Annotated in this window: 12 protein-coding genes; 7 read left to right on the top strand and 5 right to left on the bottom strand. The window is 69.4% G+C overall.

Features of this window, described 5'->3' with window-relative positions:
- Positions 1 to 16: 16 nt before the first annotated feature.
- The 3 genes from AQJ46_RS11870 to AQJ46_RS11860 form a co-directional block, all read right to left on the bottom strand.
- Positions 17 to 850 (bottom strand): carbohydrate ABC transporter permease, encoded by an 834-nt coding sequence (locus AQJ46_RS11870; RefSeq protein WP_059205517.1) that lies wholly within the window; start codon positions 848 to 850, stop codon positions 17 to 19.
- The gene (locus AQJ46_RS11865; RefSeq protein ID WP_079072223.1) at positions 847 to 1,770 is read right to left on the bottom strand and encodes a carbohydrate ABC transporter permease; all 924 of its coding nucleotides are present in this window, start codon (positions 1,768 to 1,770) and stop codon (positions 847 to 849) included. The genes AQJ46_RS11870 and AQJ46_RS11865 overlap by 4 nt, the downstream gene beginning before the upstream one ends.
- 146 nt (positions 1,771 to 1,916) lie before the next feature.
- Entirely contained in the window at positions 1,917 to 3,215 is a 1,299-nt protein-coding gene (locus AQJ46_RS11860; RefSeq protein WP_059205515.1) for an ABC transporter substrate-binding protein, read from the bottom strand.
- A 368-nt stretch (positions 3,216 to 3,583) separates the two neighbouring features.
- Between AQJ46_RS11860 and AQJ46_RS11855 the strand changes: the two genes are divergently transcribed.
- The gene (locus AQJ46_RS11855; RefSeq protein WP_318656716.1) at positions 3,584 to 4,666 is read left to right on the top strand and encodes a LacI family DNA-binding transcriptional regulator; all 1,083 of its coding nucleotides are present in this window, start codon (positions 3,584 to 3,586) and stop codon (positions 4,664 to 4,666) included.
- 868 nt (positions 4,667 to 5,534) lie between these two features.
- Here AQJ46_RS11855 and AQJ46_RS52050 read toward each other — a convergent pair.
- Both AQJ46_RS52050 and AQJ46_RS11850 read right to left on the bottom strand, forming a co-directional pair.
- A complete protein-coding gene (locus AQJ46_RS52050; RefSeq protein ID WP_079072222.1) occupies positions 5,535 to 5,942 on the bottom strand; it encodes a PIN domain nuclease in 408 nt (135 codons plus the stop codon).
- 376 nt (positions 5,943 to 6,318) lie between these two features.
- Complete coding sequence (locus AQJ46_RS11850; protein WP_063803794.1) at positions 6,319 to 9,081, bottom strand: AAA family ATPase; 2,763 nt, start codon at positions 9,079 to 9,081, stop codon at positions 6,319 to 6,321.
- Between the two features lie 225 nt (positions 9,082 to 9,306).
- Here AQJ46_RS11850 and AQJ46_RS11845 point away from each other — a divergent pair, with 225 nt between their 5' ends.
- The 6 genes from AQJ46_RS11845 (at position 9,307) to AQJ46_RS11820 (ending at position 17,178) form a co-directional block, all read left to right on the top strand.
- On the top strand, positions 9,307 to 10,746 hold the full coding sequence (locus tag AQJ46_RS11845; protein WP_059205512.1) for a DHA2 family efflux MFS transporter permease subunit: 1,440 nt from the start codon (positions 9,307 to 9,309) through the stop codon (positions 10,744 to 10,746).
- 210 nt (positions 10,747 to 10,956) lie between these two features.
- Complete coding sequence (locus AQJ46_RS11840; RefSeq protein ID WP_059205511.1) at positions 10,957 to 11,787, top strand: enoyl-CoA hydratase/isomerase family protein; 831 nt, start codon at positions 10,957 to 10,959, stop codon at positions 11,785 to 11,787.
- A gap of 177 nt (positions 11,788 to 11,964) precedes the next feature.
- The gene (locus AQJ46_RS11835) at positions 11,965 to 12,606 is read left to right on the top strand and encodes a (2Fe-2S)-binding protein (RefSeq protein WP_059205510.1); all 642 of its coding nucleotides are present in this window, start codon (positions 11,965 to 11,967) and stop codon (positions 12,604 to 12,606) included.
- A 12-nt stretch (positions 12,607 to 12,618) separates the two neighbouring features.
- Entirely contained in the window at positions 12,619 to 13,599 is a 981-nt protein-coding gene (locus AQJ46_RS11830; protein ID WP_059205509.1) for an FAD binding domain-containing protein, read from the top strand.
- Positions 13,596 to 15,788, top strand: a complete 2,193-nt coding sequence (locus tag AQJ46_RS11825) for a xanthine dehydrogenase family protein molybdopterin-binding subunit (protein ID WP_059205508.1) — start codon at positions 13,596 to 13,598, stop codon at positions 15,786 to 15,788. The genes AQJ46_RS11830 and AQJ46_RS11825 overlap by 4 nt, the downstream gene beginning before the upstream one ends.
- Before the next feature lie 148 nt (positions 15,789 to 15,936).
- Positions 15,937 to 17,178, top strand: a complete 1,242-nt coding sequence (locus AQJ46_RS11820; RefSeq protein WP_079072221.1) for an XdhC family protein — start codon at positions 15,937 to 15,939, stop codon at positions 17,176 to 17,178.
- The last annotated feature ends 4 nt before the right edge of the window (positions 17,179 to 17,182 follow it).

The raw sequence follows: 17,182 nt of genomic DNA, 5'->3' as shown, positions 1-17,182 counted from the left end.
ATGCGGCGGCCGGGGGTTACTTGGCCGCGCCCGCGGTGAGTCCGGCGACGATGCCGCGCTGGAAGAGCAGCACCATGATCACCAGGGGGATGGTGACCAGGACGCCTGCTGCCATCTGGCTGCCGAACGGGGTGTCGAACTGGCTGGCGCCGGCGAACTTGGAGATGGCGACCGGCGCGGTCTGGATGCTGGGCCGGTTCGTCATCGACAGGGCGATGAGGAACTCGTTCCAGGCGGCGATGAAGATGATGATCGCGGTGGTGAAGATGCCCGGTGCGGCGAGCGGGATGATGATCTTGCGGAACGCCTGGCCGCGGGTGCAGCCGTCGATCATCGCCGCCTGCTCCAGTTCGTCGGGCATCTGCCGGAAGAACGTGGTCAGGTTCCACACCGCGAGCGGCAGCACGAACGACATGCTGGGCACGATCATCGCCTGGTAGGTGTTGATCCAGCCGATGTCGGTGAACAGCTTCAGCAGCGGGACCAGGATCGACACGACCGGGAACATCGAGGTCGCGATGATCAGGGTGAGGATCAGCCGCTTGAAGCGGAACTCCAGCCGCGCCATCGCGTAGGCGGTGAACGTGGCCAGCAGCAGCGCCAGGACGGTGGTCGTGCCGGCGACGATCAGGCTGTTGAGCAGGGCGCGGCCGAAGCCCTGGGAGGGGCTGAAGACGGCACGGTAGTTCTCGAACGACACCGGGGCGGGCAGCAGCGAGGTGTCGAAGATGTCCGAGGTGCGGCGCAGGCTGGAGACCAGCATCCAGTAGAAGGGGGCCAGGCAGTAGGCCACCACTGCGGCAACTCCCAGGTAGAGCAGCCAGGTTCGCCATTTCACCGTCGCGGTCATGCCGACACCTCCACACGGTTCCGCTTCGAGGCCCATCGGCGCTTCTTCCTGCCCGGACCGCCCGCGTCGCCGACGACGTCCGCGCCCAGCAGCCGCACGAAACCGAGCGCGATGAGAAGGACGTAAACGAAGAGGACGACCGCATAGGCGGCGGCCGGTCCGAAGCGGACATTGGACGCCTCGTTCTGCGCGAGCATCGACAGGGTCTCCACCGAACTCTTCTGCGCGCCGACGAGGAGGTAGGGCAGGTCGAACATCCGCAGCGCGTCCAGACAGCGGAAGAGCACTGCCACCAGCAGGGCGGGCTTCACCAGCGGCAACGTGATGTGCCAGAACTGGCGCGGCGGGCTCGCCCCGTCCATGCGGGCCGCCTCGTAGACCTCCTTCGGGATCACCTGCAGGCCGGCCAGGACCAGCAACCCGATGAAGGGGGCGGTCTTCCACACCTCGGCGATGATGACGGCGACCTTGGCGTGGAAGCCCTCGGTGGTCCACAGGACCTGGTGCCCGATCAGGGCGTTGGCGATACCGTCACTGTTGAAGATCCACCGCCACAGCAGGCCGGAGATGGCCGTGGGCACGGCCCAGGGAATCAGAATGCTCGCACGGATCAGGGCCCGCCCGCTGAACGCCTTGTGCATGATCAGTGCCATCGCGACACCGATCACCGTCTCCAGCCCCACGGTGACAACGGTGAAGAAGGTGGTGTTCCAAAAGGCGTTCCAGAATCGCTCTCCGGCCTCGCCGAAGATGTCGGTGTAGTTCTGCAGCCCGACGAACGGCTCGGTGTCGCTGATGAAGCCGGTCTTCGGGTCCAGACCCTTGGTCCCGTACAGCGATTCCCGCAGCGCCATGATCGTCGGGTACAGCACGACGACGGTCAGCACGAGCAGGGTCGGAGACACCAGCAGGGCCGCCATCCGGCCGGTACCCGCTGTGGCCGACTTCCGGCCGCGCCGGGCTTTCTCCGGCGCGGGGGGCCGCCCGGCCCGGCCTGATGCCGGTCCGGGCGGCCGGTCCGCGGCCGTCTCAGGTGGGGTCCGAGTGGCCACCACGAGCCTCCTTCTCACTGCGCCGAGAGCTTCTGCAGGGCGTCCTGCAGGTCTTTCAGCGCCTGTGTGCTGGACTTGTCGCCGTTCAGGGCCGCGTACGCCTCCTGCTGGATCGCCGAGGACACGTCGCCGTACTGGACCACCCTCGGGCGCGGCACCGCGTTGAGGATCGACTTCTTCAGCACCGGCAGGTACGGGTACTGCTTGGCCAGCGTCTGGTCGTCGTACAGGTCCGCGTACGGCGGAGCGGCCGAGCCCTCCTTGAGGAACGTGGTCGCGCTGTCGTGGTTGGTGAAGTACTTGATGAAGTCCAGCGCCGTGGCCTTGTTCTTGGCGAAGGAGGACAGGGCCACGTTGTGGCCGCCCAGGGTGGAGGAGCCGGCTCCGGTCAGGCCGGGCAGCGGCGCGACCGCGAACTTGCCCGCGACCTCGCTCTTCTCGGCCAGCGAGTACACGTACGGCCAGTTGCGCAGGAAGATCAGCTTGCCGGACTGGAACGCCTGGCGGCCTTCCTCCTCCTGGTAGGTGATGGCCTCCTTCGGGATGGTGCCGTCCTTGAAGGAGTCGACCAGGAAGTCCAGGCCCTTCTTCGCCGCGGGTGTGTCGACGTCCGGCTTGCCGCCCGCGTCGGTGACGACTCCGCCGGCGGAGTTCACGGCCTCGGAGAAGTTGACGGTGAGGCCCTCGTACTTCTGGAACTGGCCGGCGTAGCAGGACATGCCCTTGGCCTCGGGCAGCTTCTCGACCTTGGCGCAGGCCGCCCGCATTTCCGCCCACGTGGTCGGGGCGGCGCTGACGCCGGCCTTCTTCAGCAGGTCGGAGCGGTAGTACAGCATGCCTCCGTCGGAGGACTGCGGGACCGCGTACAGGTTGTCTCGGTACTTGGTCGTCTCCACCACCGGCTTGAGCATCTTGTCCAGCGGGAACTGCGCGGCTGGCAGCTGGTCGATCCACTGGTGAGCGGCGAACTCCGAGGTCCACACCGCATCCAGGGAGAGCACCGTGTAGGCGTCGGACTTCGTCTCGGCGTTCTGGATCATCTGCTGGCGCTGCTGGTTCACATCCGACGGCAGCTGCACGAAGGTGACCTTCTCCTTCGGGTGCTGCTTGTTCCAGCCGTCGATGACCTTCTGGACGACGCCGGAGCTGTCCTTGGCGGCCGCGAACGTGATCGGGCCACGGCCCGAGAACGACGGGCTCTTCGAGGCCCCCGACGAACTGCTGTCATCGGAGGAGCCGCAGGCGGTGAGGACAAGCCCGGCGGCGACAAGCCCGGCCGAGCACTGAAGGACTCTGCTGGTTCTGGCGTTCACTGTCTCTCCTGGACGTGCGGAACCGAAGCCTCGGCGCGGGCGCCCTGTAGGGAGCAGCTACCGAGATGACTATGAGACGGCTCTGATACGAGACTGTGCTGTCATCGCGTCTTGTAGATCAAAAGAGCAGGTCAAAGCCGTGAGTGGTGGAACCACGGCGACGACTTCGACTCCGTTGTGACAACGCTTGCACCGTAGGAGTGCACTCGACGGAAGTCAATGCGTAACGTCGCGGTAGCACCCATGATCTACGTGGCCAGCACCCTCTTCTTCTTGGGATGTATCGGTCATTCAGCCCTGAGATCTGGTCGTGACAGCGCTGTCACGAGGGCTCCCGCTGAGGGGTAAATCTGTGCTAGCTTCCGCTCATGTCACCAGCTCAGCGGCACCCCACGTTGGCCGACGTCGCCGAACGCGCGGGGGTCTCCCCGTCCACCGTCTCGCGCACCATGCGTGGCCTGACATCTGTCTCGCCCGAGGTCCGTGCCCGGGTCGAGCAGGCCGCCCGTGAGCTGAACTTCGCGGTCTCGCGGCAGGCATCGAGTCTGGTGACTGGCCGGACCGGCGTCATGGCGGTGCTGGTGCCCACGCTCGACTCGTGGTTCATGGGAGCGGCGCTGTCCAGCCTGGGCCCGCTGCTGCGGGGCGCGGGCATGGAGATGACCGTCTACGTGGTCCCGGATCTGGCCGAGCGGGCCGAGTTCTTCCAGCGTCTGCCGGCCCGGCGCAACGCGGACGCGCTGCTGGTCTTCTGCTTCGACCTGACCAAGGACGAGACCGCCCGGCTGGACGATCTCGGCATGCCGGTCATCTACATCAGCCAGCACGTCGAGGGCCGCCCCAGCGTCTACGTCGACGACGTCGCCGGCGCCTGCAAAGCCACCCGCCACTTGATCAACCTGGGACACCGCCGGATCGCCTTCGCCCACACCACCAACGCCCGCGGCTTCAGCTTCAGCTCACGCGAGCGCCTCCTCGGCTACCAGCAGGCGCTCACCGAGGCGGGCATCCCCCTGGACGACGACCTCATCGTCACCACCCCGCCCCGCGACAAACGCGGCACCACCCAGGCGGTGGGAAACCTGCTGAGCCTGCGCGAGCCGCCCACCGCGATCTTCGCGGAGCAGGATGAACTCGCCGCCTCCCTCATTCTGAGCCTGCGCACCGTACAGATCGAGGTGCCGGAACGGATCTCCGTCCTCGGCTTCGACGACCAGCTGATGGCCGAGTGGCTCGACCTGTCCACCGTGGCCCAGTCCCCGTCCGACATGGGCCGCGCCGCTGCCGAACTGGCATTGGAACTCATCAACGACCCCGAGGCGGACCGCGGCCGGCACATAGTCCTGCCCACGCACCTGATCCCACGAGGAACCACAGCCCCGCCACCAGCTCTCCACCGCGAGCAGGAGAGTTCCGGCGGGCTGCCGGACGGCGCAGGCCGCAGGTCCTGACTCCTGCGGCCTGCGGCCTGGCTGTGAGCGCCGCTGCGGTATTCCGGCGATCGCGTGACCTCTATCTGTGGACAGGGTTTGCAGCTGCCCGTTGTCCAGTGAGCCAGGGCCCCTCCGGTCGGCGGGGATTGACACCGGAGAGGCCCTGGCGGATTGAGAGGGGGCGTTATCTCTGGGGACGGACCGCCAGACCTGGATACAGACCGCGCGCTCCGGTTCCACAAGGCCGTCCGCGACCGGGCCGCTGACCAGCCCAGGGCAGCAATGTCGGGGCGTCCGCGTCGACGACCACGATCGTGCGCGGTCTGGCGGCCCGCACTTGCGCACCAACTCGTCCCCAGGTGCCGGCAGGTCCAACCCAGTGCGGTCCCGCCCAGTGCGGTCCCAGCCCTCGGACTCGACCTCCTTGTTGATGCCCACCACGACCACGGCCACATCGGCCGCCTCAGCCGCGGCGGCGGCCTCGGCGATCTCCCCGTACGGCGTCGGTCCGGGCGCGGCGTGACGCAGCTGGGCGGTGACGAAGCGGCCAAGACCGCAACCCTCGATCACACCCAGATCGCCCCGGACGGACAGTCGGAGCGGTTCGGGGCCCACTTCTACGTCGATGCCCCGCAGCGGAGGATTGTTGTGGGGGGTGGAGTCGAGGATGTGGTCGACACCGCGGTCGTTGCTGCCGGACAGGACCTCCGCACCGTCGAGCGCGACCCTCAAGTTCAGCGCAGCACTGCCAACCCGGCTCGCGGATCTGGGCGGTGCGACAGCTGCGCTCGGCCGACCGACCAGGTTCACTGTCCTAGGACGATGATGTGGCCGTCGATCAACGAGAGGCCAGCGGGGCTGACACCAGTGAATGTGTCTCAGGAGGTCAGGCTCGTACGTCTCGCTGCTGAACTTCTTTGAGGACTCCGGCCACCGCAGCGAAGTCATTGTCCACGTGGAGAACGGTGTGCCCATGGTGTACAGCTGTCGCACACACCAACAGATCGATCGCTCCAGCCACCCGATGCCGGCCCCGCTGGGTCAGTTTGTACTGGGCGGTGCCGACCCAACGCCAGGCGTTCTTCGGAACCGGAGAGAGCAAGCAGAGCGCGTCCAGTTCCTCTGCGAACTCATCCCGATGGGACGGGCTGGTTGCCGAGTAGAGAAATTCGGCACGTGTCGGCTCGCAGAGGTGGAACACCCCAGCGGCAATGTGTCCCTCCCAGGGACGCAACGCACCTGGGGTGCGAAACAGGTGCCACAGAGCCGAGGTGTCCATCAGATACGTGATCACTCGAAGGTCTCGCGTCGCGCACGCTTCTCCGCGTCATGCGCCGCCGCGGCCTGCTCGAACTCACCGCGTGCACCCCGCGCAGCGCGGCACTGGCATCTCCTGCTCCAGCCGCGTACCGATCCGCGTGGCGGTGTGCCGCCGCTTGCGCGGCGCCTCCCGATCCGCCCTCAGCCACTCTTCGACCGCGCGATTGCTGGTGGTGGGGGATCGAGCGGGCCGGCTCGACCGCCGCCCAGGGGGACCGCACTGACCGAGGCATTGACATCGGTGGCCGTATCGGTCAGCGGTGGTGTGCCCGACACCACCCGCCAAAATGCGGCCGACGCCGGGCATCAGCCGCCGCTCAGCCGGTCCCGAGAGACCGCCGGTCAGTCCATCAGACGAGCCCGTCCCCGAAATCGACGCTCTCGAGGTCGGCGCGCGAGTTGATGCCGAGCTTGGGGAACACGTTGGCCAGGTGATAGCCCACCGTACGAGGACTGATCAGCAGCTGTGCCCCGATCTCCCGGTTGGTGAGTCCCTCCGCGTCCAGCCGTACGACTCGCGACTCCTGCGCGGTCAGGACCGTTGCGGCGTCCCGGCCCGGTGCCGAGTCGCGGCGCGGTTGCTGCCCGCTCAGCTCCTGTTCGGCCCGGGTCCGGGCGAGCAGGGGCGCCGCGTCGAGTCGCCGGAAGGTTTCCGCGGCTTCCGCCAGCTGTGCCCGGGCGTCGGTACGACGGCGGGCCCGACGCAGCCACTCGCCGTACAGCAGGCGGGTGCGGGCGTAGGCGAAGGGCCGCGACTGGGCTCCGGGGACATCCAGCGCGAGCCGGAAGTTCTTCTCCGCCTCCGCTCCGGACTCCAGCAGGGCACGGACGAGGTGCAGCGCGGAGACCGCCCAGGGCGCGTTGGACCGCTCGGCCCACCGGAGCAGCAACCGCGCCTGTTCCTCGGCCGTCGCCCGCTGCCCGGCCTGGACCGCGGCCTCAGCGGTGTCCGGCGCGGCCAGCATCGCGATGGTGGGGTGCGCCGCGTGGTGGCCGTCCTCGGTCAGCCGGACCAAGCGGCCCACAGCCTCCTCGGCCCGGCCGGCGAAGAGCGCCGACATACCGAGGCTCCACTGCGCGGCCGCGCTGAAGACGCGCACTCCGCGCGGCCCCCAAAGCTCGACGGTCCGGGCGGCATGGTCCGCGACGCTCCGCTCATCGCCTCGCGCGGCTGCCAGCCATCCGAGACCGCTGCGGTACTGCGACGCCGATTTGTCGTCGCCGATCTCCTCCGCCACTCGGAGTCCCTCGATGGCATTCGCCTCGGCCAAGGCCCAGGATCCTCGCGCGATGTCCACCGTCACGGTCTGGGCCAGCGCCTGGGTCAGGGCCGTCACCTGGTCGGTGTGCCGCAGCTGGTCGATCTCGCGGTGGAGGCCCTCTCCAAGGACGTGCTCGATGCCCCAGGCCATCCCCAGCGGTGCCGGTGGCATCAGAAGCCAGGAACTGCCGCTGAGCCGGTTGAAGCCCTCACCGCCGAGAGCCACCATCTGGTCCCGGTCACCGGTGCCGCGGTCCCGCTCCTCCGTCCACCATGCGCGCAGCAACAACAGCAGACCGGCGTTCGGGAAGTCCCCCTGTGAGAGCCGCCGCTCGAGCCGGTGGAGCGTCTCGTGCTGCAGTTCGCCGTGCCCGACCGCCCACGCCGACCACAGCGCCATGCTGCCGAGCCTGAACGCCTGTCCGGGATCGGCCACCCGCTCCATGTCCCGGGCAAGCCGACGGCAGGCGATCTCGAGATGGCCGTGCGTGAACTCGATCAGCCCGCGCAACCCCTCACTGAGGTCCGCGACCTTGGCTTCGGAGGAGATCCGTTCGGCCCGCGCCAGCATGTCCCGCGCCATATCGGCCTGGCCGGCCTCCCAGGCCGCCTTCGCTCCGCGAGCCAGCCGCCTGGCCGCGTCGTCCGTGGAGGGGGACAGCGCCGCCGCGCGCCGCAGGGCACGGCCGGCCGTGGCACAGCCGCCGCGTGCCCAGGAGCGATCGGCCGACTCCTCCAGCAGCCGCGCCACCTCCCCGTCGGGTCCGCCCGCGGCTTCCACAGCCGCGGCAAGGTGCCACGGGCGCAACTCGTCGGCGTTCTCACCGGTCAGCACGGAGGCGAGCGCGCGATGAACCGCCTGCCGGTCCGCGGCCGGTGCCTCCTCGTAGACCACCGCCCCCATCAGCTGGTGGCGGAGGCGGATACGACCGTCCGAACGCGTGGTCAGCAGGCCCGAGTGCATCGCCTCGTCCCACGCGACCGAGTCGAGGCCGAGCACAAGATTCGCCTGGCACATGGTGTTCCGGTCGCTGCGGTCATCGGCGGCGATGAGAAGAAGCGCGGTGCGGGCGGGCGCGGACAACCTCTCGATGCGGGCACGGAAGGCACGGCGCAGACGGGGCCCGACGGCGATCTGCTCACCGGCGAGAGGGTGCGCCGAGATATCGCCCGCCGCCATGGACGTGGGCAGTTCCTGGAGCGCGAGCGGATTGCCGGCCGCCACGCGGACCGTGCGGCGGATCACCGCCTCGTCCGCGTGCGGAGCGACGGCACCGGCGAGCAGCCGGGCATCCTCGTCGCCCAGCCCACGGACCTCCATCGCCGCCAGTTCCTCCCACGGTCCCTCGACGGGATCGTCGTGTCCGGTCAGGAGCATGGCCACGGGCTCGTCGCGCAGTCGGCGGGCAACGAAGGCCAGGCACTGCGCGGAGGGCTCGTCCAGCCACTGGGCGTCGTCGACGGCGATCAGCACCGGCCGTTCCCCGGCCAGCTCGCCGACGAGCGTCAGTACGGCCACGCTGATCAGGAACGGGTCCGCCACGTCACCGCTGATGCCGAGCGCCCCGTTCAAGGCGTTGGCCTGCGGCTCGGGGAGTGTGCTGATCCGGTCCGTCACCGGCCACAGCAGTTCGTGCAGGCCGGCGAACGCCACCCCCGACTCCAGACGGGTACCCCGGCATCTCAGGACGGTGAAGTCTCCACCAGCTGCTTCGGCCACGTGATCGAGCAGGGCGGTCTTGCCGATACCGGGTTCGCCCCACACCATCAGAGCCGCCCCGGCGCCTTGACGAGCGGCGTCAAGGCGCCGGTCGAGGGCTTCCTGCTCCTGGCGCCGTCCATACAGGTTCATTTGTTTGAAATATTAAGGGCCCGCTGCAGCCCGGGGCTACTCACGACACCGCCCGTTCACCGCCGCCTGGCGATCCCTTGACAGATGAGGTGACAGATCCGCTTCCAGCGGACCGCCCGTAGCGTCGGGCGCGATCGCTGCGCGCGCCCCACCGCAGGAGGACGACATGGCGACGGCCATGCCCTCTGTTGATCTGTCACTCATTCCGTCTGACATAGGACAGTCATGTCACAGCAGCAACACCAGCGGCCCGCCCGGAGCGGCTCCGCCGTCTGGGCCGTGGCCATCACCAGCGTGGCCGGGTTCATCACCGCGCTGGACAACCTGATCGTCACGACCGCCCTGCCCTCGATCCGTGAGGACCTCGGTGGCGGACTTGAGGACCTCGAATGGACGGTGAGCGCCTACACCCTCACCTTCGCGGTCCTGCTGATGTTCGGCGCCTCGCTGGGTGACCGGTTCGGGCGGCGACGGCTGTTCGTCCTCGGGCTGGGCATCTTCACCGCCGCTTCCGCCGCGGCCGCGCTCGCACCGGGGATGAACGAGCTCATCGCCGCCCGAGCGGCGCAGGGCGTCGGTGCCGCGATCGTGACGCCCCTGACACTCACCCTGCTGTCGGCCGCCGTCCCGGCCGAGCGGCGTGGCGTGGCCTTCGGCGTCTGGGGCGCGGCCAGCGGCATCGCCGTCGCCACCGGACCGCTCATCGGTGGCACGCTCACCGAACACCTCTCCTGGCAGTGGATCTTCTGGGTCAACGTCCCGCTCGGCCTGGCACTGATCCCGCTCGCCCTGCTGCGCCTGAACGAGAGCCACGGCCCGAACCCGAGGCTCGACCTCGGCGGCACGGTCCTGGCCAGCGGCGGCCTGTTCGGCATCGTCTACGCCCTGATACGCGGCAACATCGACGGCTGGACCAGCACCCCGGTCCTGGCCGGCTTCTTCGCCGGTACCGCCCTGCTGGTCGGCTTCGTCCTGTGGGAACAGCGTGCCAAACACCCGATGCTGCCGATGCGGCTCTTCCGCCACCGTTCGTTCAGCGCCATCAACGCGGCCAGCCTGCTGATGTTCCTCGGCATGTTCGGGTCGATCTTCCTCCTCAGCCAGTACCTCCAGACCGTCGGCGGCTACTCGCCGATGGAGGCAGGCGTGCGCATGCTGCCCTGGACCGCCATGCCCATGATCGCCGGGCCGCTGGCAGGCGCGCTCTCCGACCGCATCGGCGGCCAACCGGTCGTCGCGGTGGGGATGGCCCTCAACGCCGTGGGGCTGGGGCTCTGGGCGCTGGCTGTCGAACCCGACGTGGCGTATACCTCCCTGCTGCCGGCCCTGATCGTCTGCGGAATCGGCATGGGAATGTTCTTCGCCCCGTCCGCGAACCTCGTCATGAGCACCGTCCGCCCCGAGGAAGAGGGCATCGCCTCCGGTGCCAACAACGCCATCCGTGAGGTCGGCGGCGCCATCGGCGTCGCCGCCCTGGCCGCCGTGTTCTCCGCCCAGGGCGGCTACGAGTCCGCTACGCGATTCGTCGACGGTCTGGTCCCGGCGCTGTGGGCCGGAGCCGGTGCGGTCGCCCTGGCCGCGGCACTCGCGTTCCTGATGCCCCGCCGGTCCAAGGCCGACGGCCCGACTGCCGACCTCTCGACCGCCGCCCCGGCCGCCTTCTGAACCCCGCACACCCCTGACTTGAGGAAACCGTGCTCGTCATCAGCTCGAACGGCGCGCACAACATGCCACACAGGTGCAGGCGGGCCTACCGCAGCCGATGTCGCTCCGACGGACAAAGCGGCGGCACCCGCACCCCCACCAGGCGCAACAGCTCCGTCGTCGTCGGACGCGACCACGGCCAGGCAACCCTCTACGAAACGGAACCACGCCATGAGCGAGCCCAGCACAATCCGCCTGGAGCGGACGACCCCGCGGACCGCCAGGATCACGTTCACGAATCCTCCCGTGAACCTGGTGATTCCCGAGTCCGTCGTGACGCTGCACAAGATCGTCAAGGAGCTGGAGAACGACCCGGACATCCAGGTCGTCGTCTTCAGCAGCGAACTCCCCGACTTCTTCATCAACCACTACGACGGCGCCGCAGCCGCCGACCTCCCCCAGCCCGAGCACGAGGACGACAACCCTGTCTGGACCGACATGGTCCTGCGGCTGAGCAAGGCTCCGTTCATCAGCATCGCGGCCATCCGGGGCCGCACCCGCGGCGCCGGCAACGAGCTGGCCCTCGCCTGCGACCTGCGCTACGCCAGCCGGGAGAAGGCGTTCTTCGGCCAGCCCGAGGTCGGCATCGGCATGGTCCCCGGCGGAGGCGGCGCCGAGCGGCTTCCGCGCGCCATCGGCCGCGACCGCGCGCTGGAGGCGATCCTGACCAGCGCCGACTACGACGCCGACACCGCCGAACGCTGGGGATGGGTCACCCGGACCGTGCCCGACGCGGAGCTCGACGCCTTCGTGGACGCGACGGTCACCCGTCTCGCCTCCTTCGACCGGCAGGCACTGGCGACCGCGAAGTCCCAGGTCAACCGGGCGACACTGCCGCCGGACGCCGACCTGGTCGCCGCCTTCGGCGAGTTCGCGGACACACGGACGCAGCCGGCTTTCGCCACGCGTGTGGTCGGGCTCGGCGCACTGGCCGCTGAAAAGGGCCTCGACGTCCAGTACCACCTGGGCGAGTACATCGGCCTGGTCAACGAGAACCTCTGATCACCTCCCGCCGCGGCGCGACCGACCACAGCGCCCGACAGGGCCCCCAGCCGGCGCCGCGACACCGTGGGCGGGGTCCAGCCCCAACCCACCAGGGTCCCCAAGGTGGGCGGGCACGCCTAGACGGCAGCCCGGCCGTCCGATCACCGAAACTGTCGCCGACCGAAGAGAGTGGCCATGTCCACCGAACTTCCCGAGTCATACGGTTCTCCCCCTGACGGGGCTGCGTCGGCCCCGTCCCGACGAACGTTCATCGCCACGACGACCGCCGTCGGCAGCACCGTGATGGCGGGCGGCCTGGTCGCGGGAGCCTCCCTGTCCGGCGCCGCGGAGGCGTCCGCTGCCGAAGCACCACCCAGCGGCCGTGTCTCTCTGACCGTGAACGGCAAGCGGCACGCCACCGTGATCGACAACCGGACCTCTCTGCTGGACCTGCTGCGTGAGCACTTCGGCCTGCCCGGCACGAAGAAGGGATGCAACGCCGGTGCCTGCGGCGCCTGCACGGTCCTGGTCGACGGGCGGCGGGTCAACTCCTGCCTGACGCTGGCCGTGCGCCTGGACGGCGCCGAGGTCACCACCATCGAGGGCCTGGCCGACGGCGACGAACTGCACCCGCTGCAGCGGGCGTTCGTCGACCTTGACGCCTTCCAGTGCGGGTTCTGCACACCGGGTCAGATCATGTCCGGCGTCGGCTGTATCGAGGAGGGCCACACCGGCTCGCACGAGGAGATCCGGGAGTGGATGAGCGGCAACATCTGCCGCTGCGGCTGCTACGTGAAGATCGTGCGGGCGGTCGAGCAGACCGCGCGCGGGAAATGAGGCCCGGCCACCATGCATCCCTTCTCCTTCACGAAGGCCGCAGACACCCGGAGCGCACTCGCGGCCGGGCAGCGCGGCGGGCGCTACATAGCCGGCGGCACCACCCTGGTCGACCTGATGCGCGAGACCGTCGAACGCCCCGAGACGCTGGTCGACATCAGTGATCTGCCGCTGCGGGACGTGACCGTCACCGAACGTGGGGGCCTGCGTATCGGCGCCCTGGTCCGGATGGCTGAGGCCGCCGCCCACCCCAAGGTCCGCACTCTCCACCCGGTCATCTCCCAGGCTCTGGAACTCAGCGCGTCGGCCCAGTTGCGCAACATGGCCACCATCGGCGGCAACATCATGCAGCGCACCCGGTGCACGTACTTCCGTGACGTGACGGCCGCCTGCAACAAGCGCGAGCCGGGCTCGGGGTGTGCGGCGCTCGAAGGCTTCAACCGCACCCACGCGATCCTCGGCACCTCCGACGACTGCGTGGCCACGCACCCCTCCGACGTCGCCGTCGCCTTCGCCGCGCTGGAGGCGAGGGTGCATCTGCTGGGTCCGGACGGGGAGCGCAGCGTCGCGTTCGCGGACTTTCTGCTGCGACCTGGCAGTACCCCGAATCGTGAACAGGCCTTGCGAAAAGGCGAGTTGATCACCGCCGTGGAGATCCCTGCCCTTGCTCGCCCGCTGAAGTCGGGCTATCTGAAAGTCCGCGACCGGCAGTCCTACGAGTTCGCCCTGACCTCCGCGGCCGTGGCCCTGCACATCCGCGCCGGAGTGATCCGGGAGGCGAAGGTGGCCGCCGGAGGCGTCGGCACCGTGCCGTGGAAGCTGCCCGCGGTCGAGCGGCACCTCATCGGCGAACGTCCTTCGAAATCCCTGTGGACCCAGGCCGCGGAACGAGCGGCGGACGGAGCCCGCCCTCTGGAGCACAACCGCTTCAAGACCGAACTCCTGAAACGCACCGTCGAACGCCAGCTGCGCATCGTAGGAGGCACCGCATGAGCCCGCAGCCGCAGACAGCCGTCGGCGCCCCGCTCTCCCGGGTCGACGGCCGGCTGAAAGTCACCGGGCAGGCGAAGTACGCCATCGACCACGACATAGCCGGAGTAGTGCACGCCGTCATCGTCGACAGCAGCATCGGCCGGGGCCGCATCACCGGCATCGACACCCGCGCCGCCCTCGCCCAGCCCGGCGTCCTGAAGGTGCTCAGCCACCTCAACGCTCCCGTTCTGGCCTACCTGCCCAACCCGCTCGCCGGCATGGCGGGCGAGCGACTGCACGTCTTCCAGGACGACAAGGTCCACTTCCACGGACAGCCGGTCGCCGCCGTGGTGGCCACCACGCTGGAAGCCGCCCAGCACGGCGCCGGCCTGGTGAAGGTGACCTACGAGGCCGAGCAGCCGTCGACCGACATGGCCGGCGCACCGGGCGACGAGCCCCTGAAATACGCACGGGGCGACACGGACAAGGCGCTGGCCTCGGCCCCCGTACGCATGGAAATGACCTACCGCCTCCCCCGCAACAACCACAACCCGATGGAGCCGCACGCCACCATCGCCCGCTGGGACGGCGAGAAGCTCACCGTGTGGGACAAGACCCAGTGGGTGGTCGGCACACAGACAGAACTCGCCACGGTGTTCGGTATGGCGCCGGAGTCGGTGCGCGTCATCTCGCCGTTCGTCGGCGGCGGGTTCGGCAGCGGGCTGCGGGGCTGGCCGCACGTCATCATCGCGGCCCTCGCCGCCCGCGATACGGGACGCCCCGTCAAACTTTCCCTGACGCGCAAGCAGATGTTCTTCGGGACGGGCTTCAGGCCGACGTACGAGTACGGAGTGCGCCTGGGCAGCGACCGGCGCGGACGCCTGACGGCCATGACCCACGACATACGCGCAGAGACGTCTCGCTACGAGACGTTCCTGGAGTACACCATGGTCCCGGGCCAGATGCTGTACAGCATGCCCAACGTCAGCCAGGAGTACCGGACGGTACCGCTGGATGTGCACACCCCGCTGTTCATGCGCGGCCCCGGGTACGCCACCGCCTGCTACGCGATCGAGTCGGCGATGGACGAACTCGCCCACAAGGTGGGCATCGACCCGATCGAGCTGCGGCTGCGCAACGAGCCCGAGGAGGACGAGTCCAGCGGGCTGCCGTTCTCCACCCGCAAGCTGCGCGAATGCTACGCCGTCGGCGCCCGCGAGTTCGGCTGGCACCGCCGCAACCCCGGCCCGCGGACCACCCGGGACGGCGACTGGCTGATCGGCACCGGCATGGCGGCCGGCGTCTACGACGCCGGCCGCCAAGACGCCCAGGCGTCGGTGAGGCTGGACGCCGACGGCACCGCGCTGGTCCAGTCCGCGACCACCGACATGGGCCCGGGCACCTACACCTCCCAAACCCAGCTCGCCGCGGACGCCCTTGGCCTGCGCATGGGCAAGGTGACCTTCCGTCTCGGCGACTCCCTCATGCCGTACGCCCCGCCGCACGCCGGCGCCTGGACCCTGGCCAGCGTCGGATCGGCCGTCCAGGACGGCTGCGACAAACTACGGAAGCAGGCCATCAAGCTCGCCGTCGAGGACGACAAGTCGCCGCTGCACGGCGCGGACCCCGACACCGTCGTCGTCAGCGCCGGCCGCCTGTACGTCAAGGGCAACCCCTCACGCGGCGAGACCTACCGGCAACTCCTGACCCGCAACAACCTCACCCGCCTCGAAACAATGGGCTCCTTCACCCGCCCAACCGGGCCGGAACGGCACTCACTGTTCACCTACACCGCGGTCTTCGCCGAGGTCGCGGTCGACGCCCGCCTGGGTCTGGTCCGGGTACGGCGGATGCTCGGCGTCTACGACGCGGGCCGCATCATCAGCCCCGAACTCGCCGACAGCCAGGCCCTCGGCGGCATGGTCGGCGGCATCGGCCAGGCACTCCTGGAACACACGGTCATCGACCACCGCGACGGCCGCATCGTCAACGCCGACCTGGCCAACTACCTCGTCCCCGTCAACGCCGACATCCCCGACCTGAAGGCGATCTATCTCGACGGCGACGACCGCGAGGTCGACCCCATCGGCGTCAAGGGCCTGGGAGAGATCGTGCAGGTCGGGGTGGCGCCCGCCATCGCCAACGCGGTCTTCCACGCCACCGGCCGCCGCATCCGCGAACTGCCCATCACCGCCGAAGCCCTGCTCTGAACACCAGGGTGCCCCTGGGCGCCCCTACGACCGTCCGGCGGCAGGTGAGCGGCCTGCCGCCGGGCACCAGGGCCGCCGCCGTGTCACCTTCTCCCGCGTCAGACACAGCGGCGGCCCGCCCAAACCGTCCCCTACGAAAGACCCCTCCATGCTGAACATCGCAGACACGCTGTACGCATGGTGCCGAGAGGGCCGCCCCTTCGCCCTCGCCACCGTCGTCCAGGTCAGCGGCAGCGCACCCCTGCCACCCGGCAGCGCGCTCGCCGTCGATGCCGACGGCCAGGTGGCCGGCAGCATCTCCGGAGGCTGCGTGGAGGGAGCCGTCTACGACCTGTGCCAACAGGTGCTTCAGGGCGACGGTCCTGCGGCACGGGCCCGGTTCGGCTACTCCGACGACGACGCCTTCGCCGTCGGCCTGACCTGCGGCGGCGAGATCGACGTCCTGGTCCAACGCGTCGAGCCGGCAGACGTGCCCCACCTGACCGCCGCCCTGGACGAAGCAGTACGGGGCAGACCCACCGCCCTGGCCCAGATCGTCGACGGCCCCGCCGAACTGCTCGGCCGCACCCTCACCCTCCTCGGCGACGGCAGTGCATACGACGGCACCCTGGGCAGCGAGGACGAGGACCGAGCCGTAGTGGCGCAGGCCCGTGCCCTGCTCAGAGCAGGACTCACCGCCGTGATCGACATCGGCGGAGACCCCGACACCTGCCCCGCCAAGCTCTCGGTCCTCGTCCACACCCACGCGGCCCCGCCCCGCATGCTGATCTTCGGAGCCGTCGACTTCGCCGCCGCCCTCAGCCAGGCCGGGAGCTTCCTCGGCTACCGCGTCACCGTCTGCGACGCCCGCCCCGTCTTCGCCACCGCCGCCCGCTTCCCGCACGCCGACGAAGTCGTCGTCGACTGGCCCCACCGCTACCTCGCCGCCACCGAGGTGGACGCCCGTACGGCACTCTGTGTCCTCACCCACGACGCCAAGTTCGACATCCCCGTACTCGCCCTGGCGTTGAGTCTCCCCGTCGGATACGTCGGCGCGATGGGCTCCCGCCGCACCCACCACGACCGCGACCAGCGGCTACGCGAGGCCGGCGTCACGACAGCACAACTCGCCCGCCTCAACTCCCCGATCGGCCTCGACCTCGGCGCCCACACCCCCGAGGAAACAGCCATATCCATCACCGCGGAGATCATCGCCCACAGCCACCGGGCCACCGGCCTGCCCCTGTCCCACGGCACCGGCCCCATTCACCGCTCCGGCCCTGCGAGCCCAGCGCCCGCAAATCTGCGCTGGTCAAAGCCGTCCGAACTACGAACGCCGGCAACGAGGTTGAACTCAAGGGCAGCGGATTCAATCCGTTGGGTCAAAGCCCTGAATCCGAGCGCCCGATGAGACG

This window comes from Streptomyces canus (genome assembly GCF_001514145.1).
In the GTDB taxonomy this organism is placed as follows: Bacteria; Actinomycetota; Actinomycetes; order Streptomycetales; family Streptomycetaceae; genus Streptomyces; species Streptomyces canus.
The sequence above is the reverse complement of the archived record's forward strand: the minus strand, read 5'-3'. Positions and strand labels throughout refer to the sequence as shown.

Bases quoted from the DNA above. Each gene is read 5' to 3' on its own strand.
- AQJ46_RS11835 (WP_059205510.1), top strand. From the start codon at position 11,965: ATGTCCACCGAACTTCCCGAGTCATACGGTTCTCCCCCTGACGGGGCT.
- AQJ46_RS11825 (WP_059205508.1), top strand. From the start codon at position 13,596: ATGAGCCCGCAGCCGCAGACAGCCGTCGGCGCCCCGCTCTCCCGGGTC.
- AQJ46_RS11870 (WP_059205517.1), bottom strand. From the start codon at position 850: ATGACCGCGACGGTGAAATGGCGAACCTGGCTGCTCTACCTGGGAGTT.
- AQJ46_RS11850 (WP_063803794.1), bottom strand. From the start codon at position 9,081: ATGAACCTGTATGGACGGCGCCAGGAGCAGGAAGCCCTCGACCGGCGC.
- AQJ46_RS11865 (WP_079072223.1), bottom strand. From the start codon at position 1,770: ATGGCGGCCCTGCTGGTGTCTCCGACCCTGCTCGTGCTGACCGTCGTC.
- AQJ46_RS11830 (WP_059205509.1), top strand. From the start codon at position 12,619: ATGCATCCCTTCTCCTTCACGAAGGCCGCAGACACCCGGAGCGCACTC.
- AQJ46_RS11855 (WP_318656716.1), top strand. From the start codon at position 3,584: ATGTCACCAGCTCAGCGGCACCCCACGTTGGCCGACGTCGCCGAACGC.
- AQJ46_RS11820 (WP_079072221.1), top strand. From the start codon at position 15,937: ATGCTGAACATCGCAGACACGCTGTACGCATGGTGCCGAGAGGGCCGC.
- AQJ46_RS11840 (WP_059205511.1), top strand. From the start codon at position 10,957: ATGAGCGAGCCCAGCACAATCCGCCTGGAGCGGACGACCCCGCGGACC.
- AQJ46_RS11845 (WP_059205512.1), top strand. From the start codon at position 9,307: ATGTCACAGCAGCAACACCAGCGGCCCGCCCGGAGCGGCTCCGCCGTC.